General features: G+C 40.4%; 17 protein-coding genes. 10 read left to right on the plus strand and 7 right to left on the minus strand.

Translation table 11 applies throughout. The features are described 5' to 3' along the window. Positions 1 to 653 precede the first annotated feature (653 nt). Both AXK38_09565 and AXK38_09570 read right to left on the minus strand, forming a co-directional pair. Positions 654 to 1511, minus strand: a complete 858-nt coding sequence (locus AXK38_09565; GenBank protein ID AMH89480.1) for a transcriptional regulator — start codon at positions 1509 to 1511, stop codon at positions 654 to 656. Between the two features lie 137 nt (positions 1512 to 1648). Further along, positions 1649 to 2299, minus strand: a complete 651-nt coding sequence (locus AXK38_09570) for a peptidoglycan-binding protein LysM (GenBank protein AMH89481.1) — start codon at positions 2297 to 2299, stop codon at positions 1649 to 1651. Between the two features lie 239 nt (positions 2300 to 2538). On the opposite strand from AXK38_09570, the gene AXK38_09575 reads away from it, so the two are divergent. The 5 genes from AXK38_09575 (at position 2539) to AXK38_09595 (ending at position 6244) form a co-directional block, all read left to right on the plus strand. Next, positions 2539 to 3210 carry a serine dehydratase gene (locus tag AXK38_09575; GenBank protein AMH89482.1) on the plus strand — a complete coding sequence of 224 codons (672 nt, stop codon included), beginning with the start codon at positions 2539 to 2541 and terminating at the stop codon, positions 3208 to 3210. A gap of 8 nt (positions 3211 to 3218) precedes the next feature. After that, positions 3219 to 4088: a serine dehydratase gene (locus tag AXK38_09580; GenBank protein AMH89483.1), complete on the plus strand. Its 870-nt coding sequence runs from the start codon at positions 3219 to 3221 to the stop codon at positions 4086 to 4088. A 24-nt stretch (positions 4089 to 4112) separates the two neighbouring features. Continuing rightward, positions 4113 to 4745 (plus strand): phosphoglycolate phosphatase, encoded by a 633-nt coding sequence (locus tag AXK38_09585; protein AMH89484.1) that lies wholly within the window; start codon positions 4113 to 4115, stop codon positions 4743 to 4745. Between the two features lie 147 nt (positions 4746 to 4892). Next, positions 4893 to 5429, plus strand: a complete 537-nt coding sequence (locus tag AXK38_09590; GenBank protein AMH89485.1) for a transposase — start codon at positions 4893 to 4895, stop codon at positions 5427 to 5429. After that, positions 5405 to 6244: an integrase gene (locus AXK38_09595; protein ID AMH89486.1), complete on the plus strand. Its 840-nt coding sequence runs from the start codon at positions 5405 to 5407 to the stop codon at positions 6242 to 6244. The genes AXK38_09590 and AXK38_09595 overlap by 25 nt, the downstream gene beginning before the upstream one ends. Positions 6245 to 6294: 50 nt before the next feature. Here the strand turns inward: AXK38_09595 and AXK38_09600 are convergent, their stop codons facing one another. Then, positions 6295 to 8145, minus strand: coding sequence for a short-chain dehydrogenase (locus AXK38_09600; protein AMH89487.1), 1851 nt, complete (start codon positions 8143 to 8145; stop codon positions 6295 to 6297). A gap of 85 nt (positions 8146 to 8230) precedes the next feature. Beyond that, positions 8231 to 9061, minus strand: a complete 831-nt coding sequence (locus AXK38_09605; GenBank protein AMH89488.1) for an amylovoran biosynthesis protein AmsE — start codon at positions 9059 to 9061, stop codon at positions 8231 to 8233. 154 nt (positions 9062 to 9215) lie between these two features. Between AXK38_09605 and AXK38_09610 the strand changes: the two genes are divergently transcribed. The 5 genes from AXK38_09610 (at position 9216) to AXK38_09630 (ending at position 13426) form a co-directional block, all read left to right on the plus strand. Beyond that, entirely contained in the window at positions 9216 to 10382 is a 1167-nt protein-coding gene (locus tag AXK38_09610) for an MFS transporter (GenBank protein ID AMH89489.1), read from the plus strand. Between the two features lie 138 nt (positions 10383 to 10520). Then, complete coding sequence (locus AXK38_09615) at positions 10521 to 10847, plus strand: PadR family transcriptional regulator (protein AMH89490.1); 327 nt, start codon at positions 10521 to 10523, stop codon at positions 10845 to 10847. Beyond that, positions 10834 to 11427 (plus strand): hypothetical protein, encoded by a 594-nt coding sequence (locus tag AXK38_09620; GenBank protein ID AMH89491.1) that lies wholly within the window; start codon positions 10834 to 10836, stop codon positions 11425 to 11427. Before AXK38_09615 ends, AXK38_09620 begins: the two co-directional genes overlap by 14 nt. Next, a complete protein-coding gene (locus tag AXK38_09625; GenBank protein AMH89492.1) occupies positions 11420 to 12331 on the plus strand; it encodes a hypothetical protein in 912 nt (303 codons plus the stop codon). The genes AXK38_09620 and AXK38_09625 overlap by 8 nt, the downstream gene beginning before the upstream one ends. Before the next feature lie 57 nt (positions 12332 to 12388). Beyond that, positions 12389 to 13426 (plus strand): hypothetical protein, encoded by a 1038-nt coding sequence (locus AXK38_09630; protein ID AMH89493.1) that lies wholly within the window; start codon positions 12389 to 12391, stop codon positions 13424 to 13426. A 224-nt stretch (positions 13427 to 13650) separates the two neighbouring features. Here AXK38_09630 and AXK38_09635 read toward each other — a convergent pair whose 3' ends face one another. The 3 genes from AXK38_09635 to AXK38_09645 all read right to left on the minus strand — a co-directional run bounded on the left by AXK38_09635 (position 13651) and on the right by AXK38_09645 (position 16047). Further along, positions 13651 to 14511: a tRNA (5-methylaminomethyl-2-thiouridylate)-methyltransferase gene (locus tag AXK38_09635; GenBank protein ID AMH89494.1), complete on the minus strand. Its 861-nt coding sequence runs from the start codon at positions 14509 to 14511 to the stop codon at positions 13651 to 13653. Between the two features lie 121 nt (positions 14512 to 14632). After that, positions 14633 to 15619, minus strand: a complete 987-nt coding sequence (locus AXK38_09640; GenBank protein AMH89495.1) for a hypothetical protein — start codon at positions 15617 to 15619, stop codon at positions 14633 to 14635. A gap of 131 nt (positions 15620 to 15750) precedes the next feature. Continuing rightward, positions 15751 to 16047 (minus strand): bacteriocin immunity protein, encoded by a 297-nt coding sequence (locus AXK38_09645; protein ID AMH89682.1) that lies wholly within the window; start codon positions 16045 to 16047, stop codon positions 15751 to 15753. Positions 16048 to 16067: the final 20 nt, after the last annotated feature.

Raw genomic sequence — 16067 nt, forward strand, 5'->3', positions numbered from 1 at the left:
ATACCATATATGCTAAATAGCTACAATATTAAGCATTTTTGAATCATGCATATTATGATATCTGTTACGGTGATATGATTTATAAAAGGTTAATTTTTATAATTAATTCAAATTTATCGAATAACTACTTTAAAAACGATATTAGCATTCACAGAAAATCTTATGTGACCACTAAATAGCTCATTGGATTCGCCTTCCTTCTATCTCATTTCATTTTAAACAACGAACTTACTCTTAACTGGGAGAATAGTATGCTCCTGTATCAATACCTTGAGTAATTAGAGTAGTACTAATAAAACTTCGACTATTACTCAGTAGAATTAGCACAATAAGCAATAGAGATAGCGCTTTCAAATATTCGAATTTTAATTTTCCCATCTTGCCACCTTCTTTCACCTATATTATAAATCAACATATATAAACTGTCAAGTAATTAAAGTAAAAAATCATATATTTTTTAAAAAAAGAATTATAGTTATTTTGTGTATGAAGAGGATAATCTAAAACTCAATTTCAGGATAAAATGAAGTAAATATCCCCATAATAAAAACAACCCAAAAGTTAGATTTTTTCTGTCTAACTTTTGGGGTGCAGTTCATATTATGCGTTTTTTTATTTTAAAGACTTTTTTCCCAGCCTCATACATTCTCTGACTACTTATCCATCAGATATTGTTCTACCTTGAGTGCCATGACTTCATTATTTTCAATTAGATAGAGCACCTTAGCTTTCATATAATAGTCCTTAGCAACAGAGATATCAAGATCCTCTGTTACATTTCCCAACAAGCAATATAAATCTGCTAGCCTAAAGCTACTATGATACTTGTTACAAAATTCAATCATCTCCAATAATAGCACTCTGGACTTATCCATCTCCTCCTGTTTCCAAAGGTGGTAACAATAATTGTATTTTATTTTGATATACAACTCAATTTGTTCACGCACACTGGTATCGATTTTTGAAAGAGCTACGGAAACCTGTTCATATAGTTGCTCAAATTTCTCCTTATCCTCATCATAGCCTAAGAAAATCAGTAGGGTATTCAAAATATACAAATAATCCACTTTATCAATGCTAATCCTACTGAGGATGTCCTCTATTTTTGAAATAGCTAGTTTTAATTGATGTTCACATTGATAGGTTAGAATGGCATCTATCCAATCCAGATAAATCTTTTCATCAAAAGATAAGGAAATCTGTTGCTTTCTTTCTCCCTCAAAAGCATATTGCAAAGAGGCATAATCTTGATTTTCCAACAATGTTTCAGACAACCTCTTGAAAGCAAACAAGCCTATAAACTCTTTCGAAATTTCTCCTGAAAAGAAATAATCCATATTTAAGCCCATTTTTTCAGATAATTTATATAACAAATCTGCTCCTGGCATATATTTGCCTTGTTCCATTCGACTTATCTGAGTTTGTTGGCAAATTCCTTCTGCCAATTCTTTTTGCGACCAGCCCAACTCTTTTCGCTTATTTTTTAATCTTGTTGCTAATAATGCATGCATGCTAACCACCACTATTTATATTCTATAAAAACATTATACTACTTTTTTGAGAAGATTATGTCATATTGTCTACAAAGAGTGAACAAGCTTCTCAAAATGTAAGAAAAAAGAGCTATTCAAAGCTCTTCCCCTATTTCTTAATACCAGCCGTTGTTAAGCCAGAAGTTTTTAGCGGCTGACCATGAACCGTAACGTCCTGCAACGTAGGCATCTGCTACACGTTCTTGGTTTTCAGCTGAGTAGTCACCGTTCAAGTATGAATCTGTCAATTGGTAACGTCCGATGTAACGTCCGTTTGTAGCTGTGTAGCTACCGCCTGATTCTTTTTGAGCAATCCATTCTTTAGCTTCTGCTTCAGATCCGCTTACAGATGAAGCTGGTGCTGAAGCTTCTGTTGTAGCAACCGTTTCTTCTGCTACAGGAGCGCTTGCAGCTGGTGCTGCTTCTTCTACTACTTCTGTAGTTTCTGCTGCTGGAGCTGAAACAGTTTCATCTTGAGCTGCTGGTGCTGCATAAGTAGCTGACGCTGGTGTTGCAACAGGCGCTACAGGACCATCGATAACCAACTCTTGTCCAACATAAATCAAATGAATGTTGTCGATGTGGTTGTTTTCTGCCAATCTCTCAACAGTTGTGTTGTGAGTTTCAGCGATTTCTGAAAGTGTATCACCTTCTTTAACAGTGTAAGTTGATGATTCTTGAGCAGATACAAATGATGGAGCAAATACTGCAAACAAGGCAGCTACTCCTGCAAGAGTTGTTTTAATCTTTTTAGTTGTTGATTTCATATTTGAAAATTCTCCTTCTTTCTATAGTTCTATCATACCCTTTAAATATTACCGTTTCTTGACACTTTTATGTAGAAATATTACAAAATTATTTTTTATTTCCCTAAATAAGCTATTTTTTGTTACAAAAGATGCTTTTTTATGCTATTTGTAGTGTAAAAAGGTTTTCATCCACAATTAAAGCCAAGACCTTCATTCTTTGATATAATAGAGATAAGAATTTTTATAAGGGGAAACTGATGAAATCACTTCGTTTTCAATCTGTCTTTGATATCATCGGACCAGTTATGATTGGCCCATCTAGTAGCCATACAGCTGGTGCTGTTCGTATTGGGAAGATTGTCTCTTCCATTTTTGATGATACTCCGACAGAAGTCGAATTCCAACTATTTAACTCATTTGCCAAAACCTATCGTGGTCACGGAACAGACCTAGCCCTTGTTGCAGGTATTTTAGGCATGGATACAGATGATCCTGAAATCCCAAATAGTCTGGAGATTGCCCACAAGCGTGGCATCAAGATTGTCTGGACTATTCAGAAAGACAGCAATGCTCCTCACCCAAACACCACTAAAATTACCGTCAAAAATGCCCACAAGACCATCAGCGTAACTGGTATTTCTATCGGTGGAGGAAATATTCAGGTCACCGAACTCAATGGCTTTGCCGTCTCTCTCAATATGAATACACCGACTATCATTATCGTTCATCAAGATATTCCAGGTATGATTGCCCTCGTAACAGAGGCTCTTTCACGCTATGGTATCAATATCGCCCAGATGAATGTTACTCGTGAAAAAGCTGGTGAAAAAGCCATTATGATTATCGAAGTCGATAGTCGCAACTGTGATGAGGCCATCGAGGAAATTCGAGAAATCCCTCATCTCCACAATGTCAATTTCTTTAAATAGGAGGAAGCATGTTTTATTCTATCAAAGAATTGGTTGAGCAGGCAGAACTGGACTTTCAAGGAAATGTCGCAGAACTCATGATTGCAACGGAGTTTGAATTGACAGGTCGTGAACGTGAAGAGGTTCTCCTTCTCATGGAACGCAATCTGGAAGTCATGAAAGCCTCTGTCCAACTTGGCCTCAATGAAAATAAATCTCGTAGTGGCCTGACAGGTGGAGATGCTGCCAAGCTGGACCACTACATCAAAAACGGAAAAACTCTGTCGGATTACACGATTCTCTCTGCTGCCCGAAATGCCATCGCAGTCAATGAACACAATGCCAAAATGGGCTTGGTCTGCGCTACTCCGACCGCAGGAAGTGCTGGCTGTCTGCCATCCGTTCTCACTGCTGCTATTGAAAAATTGGACCTCAGCCACGAGCAACAGCTGGATTTCCTCTTTGCTGCGGGTGCCTTTGGACTAGTCATCGCAAATAATGCCTCTATCTCAGGAGCTGAGGGTGGGTGTCAAGCTGAAGTTGGTTCGGCCTCTGCCATGAGCGCTGCCGCCTTGACTCTAGCTGCAGGTGGGACACCCTACCAAGCCAGTCAAGCTATTGCCTTTGTCATTAAAAATATGCTAGGCCTTATCTGTGACCCTGTTGCCGGCTTGGTCGAAGTTCCTTGTGTCAAACGCAATGCCATGGGAGCCAGCTTTGCCTTCATCGCAGCAGATATGGCCTTGGCAGGTATCGAATCTAAAATCCCTGTGGATGAGGTTATCGATGCCATGTACCAAGTAGGGGCAAGCATGCCAACTGCCTTTCGTGAAACAGCTGAAGGTGGACTCGCTGCCACCCCTACTGGTCGTCGTCTCCAAAAAGAAATTTTCGGATAATAAGCTTATCAAATAGGAGAAACCATGACCTCTATTACCGCTATCTTTTTCGACCTGGATGGAACCCTCGTCGACAGTTCTATCGGGATTCACAATGCCTTTACCCATACCTTTAAGGAGTTAGGGGTGCCTAGCCCTGATGCCAAAACGATTCGTGGTTTTATGGGGCCGCCCCTCGAAAGTAGTTTTGCGACCTGCCTTCCCAAAGAACAAATCGCTGAGGCTGTCCAGATATACCGTTCTTACTACAAGGCAAAAGGCATCCATGAAGCTCAACTCTTTCCTCAGATTGTAGACTTGCTTGAGGAGCTATCGAGCAGTTATCCACTCTACATCACCACGACAAAAAATACTCCAACCGCTCAAGACATGGCTAAAAATTTGGGAATCTATCATTTCTTTGATGGCATTTATGGTTCCAGCCCTGAAGCACCCCATAAGGCAGATGTCATTCGCCAAGCCTTGCAGACACATCAACTAAGCCCTGAACAAGTCATCATCATCGGAGATACCAAGTTTGATATGCAGGGGGCTCAAGAAACAGGCATTCAGAAATTGGCCGTCACTTGGGGATTTGGAGAGCAAGCAGATCTACTAAACTATCAACCTGATTATATCGCCCACAAACCCTTAGAAGTTTTGGAGTATTTTCAATAACATAGACTGGGCAACGACTCTATTTCAGAAGAAAATGAAGCAAGTTTCTACATAACAAAACGCATATTACCAAGGTTTCAAGCCCTGATAATGAACTGCACCCCAAAAGTTAGACAGAAAAAATCTAACTTTTGGGGTGTTTTTATTATGAAATTAACTTATGATGATAAAGTTCAGATCTATGAACTTAGAAAACAAGGATATAGCATAGAGAAGCTTTCAAATAAATTTGGGATAAACAATTCTAATATTAGGTACATGATTAAATTGATTGATCGTTACGGAATAGAGTTCGTCAAAAAAGGAAAAAATCGTTACTATTCTCCTGATTTAAAGCAAGAAATGATTCATAAAGTCTTACATGAAGGCTGGACTAAAGATAGAGTTTCTCTTGAATACGGCCTCCCAAGTCGTACGATACTTCTTAATTGGCTAGCACAATACAAGAAAAACGGGTATACTATTGTTGAGAAAACAAGAGGGAGATCAACTAAAATGGGACGTAAACGGAAGAAAACTTGGGATGAAATGACAGAACTAGAGCGACTCCAAGAGGAGAATGAACGCTTACGTACTGAGGTGGCTTACTTAAAAAAGTTAAAAGAGCTGGAAGACAGGGACGAAACCATACAGCGAGAAAGGCAGAGACAATTAGAGAAATGGCTTCAGGAGGATTTCGACTAGATTTACTTCTTGAAGTGGCTCGTTTACCTCGCTCAACTTACTATTATCAGTTGAAGGAACTAGATGGGCTTGACAAAGATAAAGATCTTAAAGCTGAAATTCAAGCTATTTTTACTGAGCACAAAGGAAATTATGGCTATCGCCGAATAACTCTTGAATTGAGGAATCGTGGTCATATAGTAAACCATAAGAAGGTCCAACGTCTGATGAAAATCCTTGGTTTAAGTGCTCGAATTCGCCGTAAACGAAAGTATTCTTCCTACCAAGGAGAGATTGGCAAGAAAGCAGAGAATCTCATTCAACGCCAGTTTGAAGCATCGAGACCAATGGAAAAGTGTTATACGGATGTGACAGAGTTTGCCATTCCAAATAGCACGCAGAAATTGTATTTATCGCCTGTTTTAGATGGCTTTAACAGCGAAATTATTGCTTTTAATCTTTCTTGTTCTCCTAATTTAGAACAAGTAAAAACGATGTTGGAACAGGCCTTCACAGAGAAATACTACGAGAATACGATTCTCCATAGTGATCAAGGTTGGCAATACCAACACGATTCTTATCATCGGTTCCTAGAGAGTAAGGGAATTCAAGCATCCATGTCACGTAAGGGCAACAGCCCAGACAACGGTATGATGGAATCTTTCTTTGGCATTTTAAAATCCGAAATGTTTTATGGCCATGAGAAAAACTTTAAATCACTTAATCAATTGGAACAAGCCATTATAGACTATATCGATTACTACAACAACAAACGAATTAAGGTAAAACTAAAAGGACTTAGTCCTGTCCAATACAGAACTAAATCCTTTGCTTAAATTAATTGTCTAACTTTTGGGGGTCAGTACATAATATGCGTTTTTCTTTTTTATTCAACGTGGGTGGTTTGATTAGCAAAGGCGATAATGGCTTGCTTCAATTCATCTCCTCTGAGAGTTCGGAACTCTTCAATCTTTTGATCGATGGCTTCTAGAGGCATGACATTAACCTTACCAACGAAAATCTTATCCATAACTTGGTTATCAACAAGTTCGGTTGATACCAAGAGTTCTTCGTAAAGTTTTTCACCTGGGCGGATTCCAACTTCAACGATTGGAATTTCGCTTTCGGTGTGCCCACTTAGAAGCACCATTTTCTTGGCTAAATCATAAATCTTGACTGGTTTGCCCATATCAAGGATAAAGACTTCCCCATCTTTGGCATAAGCGCCAGCATGGATAACCAAACGGCTAGCTTCTGGAATGGTCATAAAGTAACGGGTCATGCGGAAGTCTGTCACCGTTACAGGCCCACCTTCAGCAATCTGACGTTCAAAGACTGGAATCACACTACCACGGCTACCAAGAACATTCCCAAACCGAACTGCACAGTAGGTAGATTGGCTACGTTGGTTAAAGCCAGTGACAATCAACTCCGCCACGCGCTTGGTTGCTCCCATAACATTTGGTGGATTAACTGCCTTATCTGTCGAAATCATAACCATCTTAGGTACTTTCGCTTCATCAACAGCCTTAGCAACATTGTAAGTTCCACGAATATTGTTTTTGAAGGCTTCTTTTGGATTGCGCTCCATCATAGGAACATGCTTGTGAGCAGCCGCATGATAAACAATAGCTGGCTTGTACTGCTCAAAGACTTGCAACAAACGGTCATAGTCTTGAATGTCTGCGATAACTGGCACATAATCAATCCCTTGGAACTTACGAATCAGCTCATGATAAACAAGGTAGATTGAGTTTTCCCCATGACCGAGCAAGACGATGCGTTCAGGATTGAAGCGACTAACTTGGCGACAGATTTCAGAACCGATTGAACCACCAGCCCCTGTGACTAATATGGTCTTACCTGTCAGTTCTGCGCCCAGACGCGATTCGTCAAGACGAATTTCCTGACGGCCCAAAAGGTCTATGATATCAATTTTTTGGAACCCAGTACCTGCTTGGTGAAGTCCTTGAACAACAGTTTCAACATTAGGCATCTTGTAACATTTGATATCCAGCTTATTACACATCTGCAAGATACGCTCATATTCTGACGGATCAAGTGACGGAATCGCAACGATAACACGCTCGATTTGATGGCGTTTAGCCAATTCAGGCAGATTGTCATAAGAGCCCAAAACAGGGATTCCACCAAGTTTTTGGCCCTTTTTCTTAGCATCCTTATCCAAAATACCGACAAGTTCCAAATCACTGGTTGGATGTTGGTAGCTATCCATAAAGAGGGCCCCACCATCACCAGCACCAATCAAGAAGGTTCGACGATGTTCTCCATCACCACTACCTTTTTTGCGTCTGGAATAGATTAACTGCCAAGTAATCCGTGGCAATAAAATCAAGAAGGTACTCAACAAGATAAAGAGAATGATGAAACGGATGGAGAAGAGTGGCAAGAAGGCATAGCAGATACTATATGACAAGACGCTGCTCGCAGTCACACCAAAAAAGATTTTCATGAAATCCGTAATCTTGCTGTAACGACTAATACTAGCGTTCAAGCCCCAAAATGCAATCATAAATTGATAAAACAAGAAGGCCAAACTCGTATAGATAATGTAGTCAACAGGTGCTGGATTAATCAAGCCGTAGAATAAGATATAAGATACAATGATGGAAACCACCATACTCAAAATATCAAATACTCCCCAGAAAACCTGTTTTTGTTGTTTATTTAAAATTTCCACCAGATCAATCACATAATCTGTGAGTTTTTTATTCATAGAAATTTACTCCTCCTTAAAAGAGCTGAATAGTTATATTGTTATTATAACACTTTTTCTCTAGTTTACGATTTGCTACAATCTTTTACTTGCTTTTTCGTAACAGTTTCATAAAAATAAACTGTCTGACAAATCCTGGACAAAGAGCAACAACCATCTGAATCGCAACACTCTTGGCATATTCCAGATAAGAAATTTGTCCTCTCTTCAGCATGCGCTGACGAGCTTGACGATAAAGTTTGAGGTAACGCAGTCCCCCGCGACGCTCAAACATCCCTGCTCCGACACGAACCTGACACAAGATTTGATCCAGATTCCCAGTCTTGGCTCCTGCAGCAATCATATTGAGCCAGAGGAGGTCATCCTCCATATAAAGCCCATCTTCATAATTGCCTGCCTTGAGAACCATGTCCTTCTTAAACATAACAGTCATGTGGTTAAAGGCACTTCTCATCCTTTGATAAGCTACAATATCTGCATGCTGGGTTGGAACACGACGGTAAGAAACGATCTCATCAGGATTGTCAATAAATTCTGCAATATGTCCACCTAATAGGTCGAGCTTGTCCTTCTCCATTAGCTGAACCTGTTTCTCAAAACGGTCTGGAACAGCTATATCATCCGTATCCATACGAGCGATGATATCGTACTGACACTGCAAAATACCCTGTCGAAGAGCCAGACCCAAACCTTGATTCTGCTCAAGAGGATAGCGTTTCACTGGAATATCAGACTCAGCTTCAAGCTGGTCTAATACTTGATAGAGCTCAGGTGTCAAAGGCCCATCCTCAACCAGAACCAACTCACTCGGTTTTAAGGTTTGATTTTGAATACTATTAATGGCATCTCTCAAAAATGTCGGATTTTCCTTTACATAGACCGACATCAAGACGCTGATTTTTTGCTTTTCAAGCACATTTTTTCTCCAATATATAGATTTCCTTCCACTATTTTATCATAATTTTCAAGACTTTCCTATTTTTATCTTGAAAGCCCAAAACCTTACTTGACATTATAGGGAAAAAGCCTTAAAATAAGCTGTTATTAAAATCAGCTAGAAGAGGTATTATATGAAAAAGCAATCACTCTTTTTTGTTCCAGGAATTATCCTGATTGGTGTTTCCTTGCGGACTCCTTTTACTGTTTTACCCATTATTTTGGGAGATATTTCGCAAGGTCTAGGAGTAGAAGTTAGTTCGCTTGGTATCTTGACCAGCCTTCCTCTCCTTATGTTTACCCTCTTCTCTCTATTTTCTACCCGACTGGCTCAGAAAATTGGCTTAGAACATCTCTTTACCTACAGCCTCTTCTTCTTGACTATCGGTTCTCTGATTCGACTAATCAATCTGCCCCTGCTCTATCTAGGAACCTTGATGGTTGGGGCAAGTATCGCAGTCATCAATGTTCTGCTTCCTAGTCTCATCCAAGCCAATCAACCAAAGAAGATTGGTTTTCTGACCACCTTATATGTAACTTCTATGGGGATTGCAACTGCTCTGGCTTCCTATCTGGCTGTGCCTATTACACAAGCCAGTTCTTGGAAAGGGCTTATCATCCTCCTCACCCTGCTCTGTCTAGCAACTTTTTTGGTCTGGCTTCCAAATCACCGCTATAATCACAGACTGGCTCCACAAACCAAACAAAAAAGCCAAACAAAGGTCATGCATAACAAACAGGTCTGGGCAGTTATTGTCTTTGCAGGTTTTCAATCCTTGCTCTTTTACACCGCTATGACTTGGTTACCTACCATGGCCATCCATGCAGGCCTATCCAGTCACGAAGCGGGCTTGCTGACCTCTATCTTCTCTCTGATTAGTATTCCTTTTTCAATGACCATCCCAAGCCTGACAACCAGCTTGTCAACTCGCAACCGTCAGCTCATGCTCACTCTGGTTTCACTGGCTGGTGTAGTCGGCATTTCCATGCTCTTTTTCCCAGTCGGTAATTTCTTTTACTGGCTTGCCATCCATCTCCTCATCGGAACCGCAACTAGCGCCCTCTTCCCTTATCTCATGGTCAACTTTTCACTCAAGACAAGCGCCCCTGAAAAGACTGCTCAATTGTCTGGTTTGTCTCAAACAGGAGGCTATATCCTAGCAGCCTTTGGGCCAACCCTCTTTGGTTACAGTTTTGACCTGTTCCACTCTTGGGTACCAGCTGTAGCTACCCTCTTGCTCGTCGATATCCTGATGACTGTGGCCCTCTTTACAGTGGACAAAGCCGATAAAATCCTCTAAACTTCTAGTTTTTCCTAGAAGTTTTTTATATATAAAAATTTTACACATTTCTCTTGACAGGGCTTTCTTTTAGATGTACAATGTATGTGTAGAAAAATTATATATAAAAATCTTACACATTAGAAAAGGAGGTTCCCCATGTACTTTCCAACATCCTCTGCCTTGATTGAATTTCTCATCTTGGCCGTACTGGAGCAGGATGATTCTTATGGTTATGAGATTAGCCAAACCATTAAGCTGATCGCTAATATCAAAGAATCTACACTCTATCCTATCCTAAAAAAATTGGAAGGCAATAGCTTTCTGACAACCTATTCTAGAGAGTTCCAAGGTCGCATGCGCAAATACTACTCCTTGACAAATGGTGGTATAGAACAGCTCGTGACCCTAAAAGATGAATGGGCACTCTATACAGACACCATTAATGGCATCATAGAAGGGAGTATCCGCCATGACAAGAACTGAATACCTGACTCAGCTAGAACTCTATCTCAAAAAACTGCCTCAGGCTGACCAAATTGAAGCCATGGACTATTTCAGGGAACTCTTTGACGATGCTGGAGTCGAAGGAGAAGAAGAACTCATCGCTAGCTTGGGAACTCCTAAGGAAGCAGCTCACGAAGTCCTATCTAATCTTCTCGATAAAAAAATCAATGAGGCACCCGCTCAAAAAAATAACCGACAAATTTTGCATATCGCCTTGTTAGCTCTCCTTGCAGCACCCATCGGTATTCCTCTGGGAATCGCCATCCTCGTGGCCCTGTTCGGAATCCTTGTGGCAGCTTTGACTGTCATTCTGGCTTTCTTTGCGATTTCCATACTTGGTATCATTGGCGGATTCCTATTTTTAGTTGAAAGTTTTACTATCTTAGCCCAAGCCAAATCAGCCTTTATCTTGATTTTTGGTTCTGGTTTACTAGCTATCGGTGCTTCTTCGCTGGTTTTATTAGGTATTTCCTATGTAGCTCGCTTCTTCGGCCTACTCATTGTTCGCCTGGTGCAATTTGTTCTTAAAAAAGGAAAGAGAGGTGACCAGCATGCGTAAATTGACAAGAGGATTTCTCATTTTTGGTGTGGTGACTACCGTTGTCGGATTTATCCTGCTCTTTGTAGGTATCCAATCTGACGGGATCAAGAGCCTACTTGCTATGTCCAAGGAGCCTGTCTATGATAGTCGGATGGAAGAGTTGACCTTTGGCAAGGAAGTCGAAAATTTAGAGATCACTCTCCACCAGCACGCTCTGACCATCACAGACTCTTTCGATGATCAAATCCACATTTCTTACCATCCATCTCTTTCTGCTCACCATGATCTTATCACAAATCAAAACGACAAAACTCTGAGCCTCACTGATAAGAAACTTTCTGAAACTCCATTTCTCTCTTCTGGAATTGGCGGTATTCTCCATATCGCAAGTAGCTACTCTCGTCGTTTTGAAGAAGTTATTCTACAAGTTCCAAAAGGAAGAAGTCTAAAAGGAATCAACGTCTCAACCAATCGCGGTCAAACCAGTATCACTAATGCCACTCTTGAAAATGCGACCCTCAATACAAACAGCTATATCCTCCGAATTGAAGGAAGTCGTATCAAAAACAGCAAATTCACGACACCCAATATCATTAATATCTTTGATACAGACCTTACAGATAGTCAGCTAGAGTCAACAGAGAATCACTTCCACGCTGAAAATATTAAAGTATATGGTAAAGTAGAACTATCTTCTAAAAATGCGCTGAGTATCATGCTAACTCAAAAAGAAAGCCAAGAAATTAACTTAGACCTCTCGAGTCACCATGGTCCTATTTATCAGTTATCGAGAGATGAGAGTCAACGCCACCCCAACGAATTAAGCAACCCTTACAAAACTGAAAAAACTGATGCAAAAGGTCAACTCATCGCTAAGGCTGATGATTATATTAGTCTTGAAACTACAGCTAACAGACCTTAATGAACCTATTTATATCGACCACTATGACACATAACCCACTAAAAAGGAGGTTCTACCATGAAACAAGAATGGTTTGAAAGTAATGATTTTGTAAAAACAACAAGCAAGAACAAGCCTGATGAACAAGTCCAAGATGTTGCAGACAAGGCTGAAGAAACTATAGCCGATCTCGATACGCCAATTGAAAAAAATACTCAGTTAGAGAAGGAAGTTTCTCAAGCTGAAGTCGAATTGGAAAGCCAGCAAGAAGAGAAAATTGAAACTCCTGAAGACGGTGAAGCGAAAACAGAAATAGAAGAAAAGCAAGACCTTTCTAAAGAAACAGAAAAAGTCACCATAGCTGAAGAGAACCAAGAAGCACTTCCTCAGCAAAACACAACCACGAAAGAGCCACTTCTTATCAGTCAATCCTTAGAAAGTCCCTATATCCCCGACCAAGCTCCAAAATCTACGGATAGATGGAAAGAGCAAGCGCTTGATTTTTGGTCTTGGCTGGTGGAAGCAATCAAATCTCCTACGAGCAATCTTGAAACAAGTAGCACACACAGTTACACAGCCTTTCTCTTGCTCATTCTGTTTTCTGCGTCTTCCTTTTTCTTTAGTATCTACCACATCAAACATGCTTACTATGGACATATAGCAACTATGCATAATCACTTCCCTGAACAATTTGCTTCATTGAATCTCTTTTCGATCATCTCTATCCTAGTAGCGACAACACTCTTCTTCTTTTCATTCCTCTTGGGTAGTTTCGTTGTGAAACGATTTATCCACCAGGAAAAAGACTGGACGCTAGAAAAGGTTCTCCAACAATATAGTCAACTCTTGGCAATTCCAATCTTCCTCACTGCTATTGCTAGTTTCTTTGCCTTCTTTGATAGCCTGCGATTTACAGCCCTCTTGTGTGTGATTAGCATTGGAATCATTCTACTTGCTAGCCTCCATATCATTACGAGGCCTAGTCAATCAAGTGAAACCGACTCCTTCTATCAGTTATTCTTATCTGTCCTTGTGAATGGGGTTATCATCCTCCTCTTCTTTGTAGCTGAAGTGGCACTGATTGGGGATTACCTTCGTATCTTGGCCTTTCTTTAAACTTCGTACTCTTCGAAAATCCCTTCAAACCACGTCAGCTTCGCCTTACCGTAGATATATGTTCCTGACTTTGTCAGTCTTATCTACAACCTCAAAACAGTGTTTTGAGCAGCCTGCGGCTAGCTTCCTAGTTTGCTCTTTGATTTTCATTGAGTAGCAATCCTGTCTTTCATGGCAGGATTTTTTCTATGTCAAAAAAGCAAGTCGATTGACCTGCTTCTGCTTTACTTTTCTTGTGCTAATGTTTTAAAATCTTTGTCTAAGATGGGTTTCACTTCTAATTGATTGGCATCTAGTTGGTGGTAAGATGCTGATGGTAGTGACTCTAGGAATTTTGCATAGTTCAAGCGGGCAATGGCTTCATAGTCTTCTGGTTTAGAGCCGTCTCCTGTGATTTGCACCAAGTCAATCTCCCATTGGACTTCCTTATCCACCAATTGCTCAATATAGGCTGCAGGCACAAATGGTTCTCTCGGTAAAACAGTCTTGACCCCTTGAGCCAGATGGTAAACACCGTGCACTTGGTCTTCTCCATCCTGATAGAAGGAAACTCTTGCGAAGTAGGCATCTGTCTCTTGAACCGCACGCACACGCGCTTCAAACTGAACCAAGCCGTCTTCCTCTAAAAAGCTTTTCAAGTCCTCACGACTAAAGAAAACAGGATTAAAAATTCCTTGACAAATCGTAAAGCGAGCTGCAGTGTCTGCTAGATAGGCTTGAATACTTGCTTGGAAATAAGCTTCAAAATCAAAACCATCTAGTCCTTCAATCTCAGTTCCTGTATAAGCAAGCAGAGCATCTAAAAATGACTTGATAATCTGCCAGTCTGTCTTCGTTAGTAGGTCAGGAAGATCGACACGGTAAGCCTTTTGATTATCAGCATAACTGACCTTAAAAAGAAATTGTGATTGCCCCACTATCGCACACTCGATATACTCCAGACGGTTAAGAGGCTGACGGAGATAGACGGCATCATAGCTATGTGACTCCAAACCATCTACCAAGGCCAAGATAGACTTAGCAGTCAAAATTTCCTGTTCTCCTAAAATGCTCTGTTTATTTGGAATAAAAAATGTTTTCGTCATAACTGGACTCCTTTGAAATCGTTTACATATAGTATACCCTATTTTTCTGAAAGATACAGAAATAAACTTTAGATTTTTGAGTAAAAAGCATAGAAAAACAGCCCCTAAGGACTGTTTAATCTTATACAGTAGCTGCTTGATCCAAGCTTTCACCGATAGCGGCTAGGCGCTCAATCACTTCAGCTTGTGTCAATTCATTTTCTGAAACATAGCGGTTACGTGGGTGAACACGGCACTCGTGTGAGCATCCACGAAGGTACTTGTCTTCATTTTCTTCTGATGTCAAGATACGACGGTTACAGAATGGATTTCCACAGTTGACATAACGTTCACATGGTGTTCCATCAAACCAGTCTTTCCCTACGATGGTTGGGTTGACATGGTTAACATCTACGGCGATACGCTCGTCAAAGACATACATTTTCCCATCCCAAAGCTCACCTTGAACTTCTGGGTCTTTACCGTAAGTTGCGATTCCTCCGTGCAATTGGCCAACATCTTTGTAGCCTTCACGGACCATCCAGCCTGAGAATTTCTCACAGCGAACGCCACCTGTACAGTAAACCACGACACGCTTGTCCATGAATTTTTCTTTGTTATCACGAACCCACTGTGGCAACTCACGGAAGTTGCGGATATCTGGGCGGATAGCCCCACGGAAATGTCCTAGGTCGTACTCGTAATCGTTACGTGTGTCAAGGACAACCGTATCTTCGTCAAGAAGGGCTTCTTTGAACTCTTTTGGAGACAAGTAAGCACCTGTTGTTTCAAGTGGGTTGATGTCATTGTCAAAGTCGTTATCTTCCAAACCAAGGTGGACAATTTCCTTTTTATAGCGAACAAACATCTTCTTGAAGGCTTGTTCACTTTCTTCGTCAATCTTGAACCAGAGGTTTTCCATACCTGGGAGGCTGTGAACGTAGTCCATGTATTTTTGAGTTGTTTCATAGTCACCTGAAACTGTTCCGTTAATTCCCTCGTCAGCGACTAGGATACGGCCTTTAAGGCCGATTGATTTACAGAAAGCCAAGTGATCTGCAGCAAATTGCTCTGCATTTTCAATTGGAGTATAAAGGTAGTAAAGTAAGACACGAATATCTTTTGCCATAAGATTTGTTCTCTTTTCTATTCTTAAATTTTCAGAATTTTTTATCTAACTATACTAGTATACCTGCTTAAGAAAACGAATGCAATTTATTTGACTGGAAATTTTAGAAGGTGGCCTGTCCCTGCACTTCATCAGTAACCATAGCGAATCGCCGACAATTCTCTCAATTTTTTGATTTGCTCAGCTTGACTTTCTGACAAAGTCAGCTTATTGTCAATCAACACACGTGAGATGTCAACATTCATTTGACTCAAAATAAATGGAGTCGAGGTCCCATCGTCCTTTAATCGTCTTTTATAAATCACTAATTGATTTTTCAAGGGGGTCAATTGAGGCGCATCCTTTATATCTTCCAATAGATGATTTATAATCGTCATTGCTTCACAACGTCTTTCGCTTCCTCCAGCAAACCATTTTAATGGTGTCATTGTCATTTTCCTCCTGAAAT

Source organism: Streptococcus mitis (assembly GCA_001560895.1).
Taxonomy (GTDB): Bacteria; Bacillota; Bacilli; order Lactobacillales; family Streptococcaceae; genus Streptococcus; species Streptococcus mitis_Q.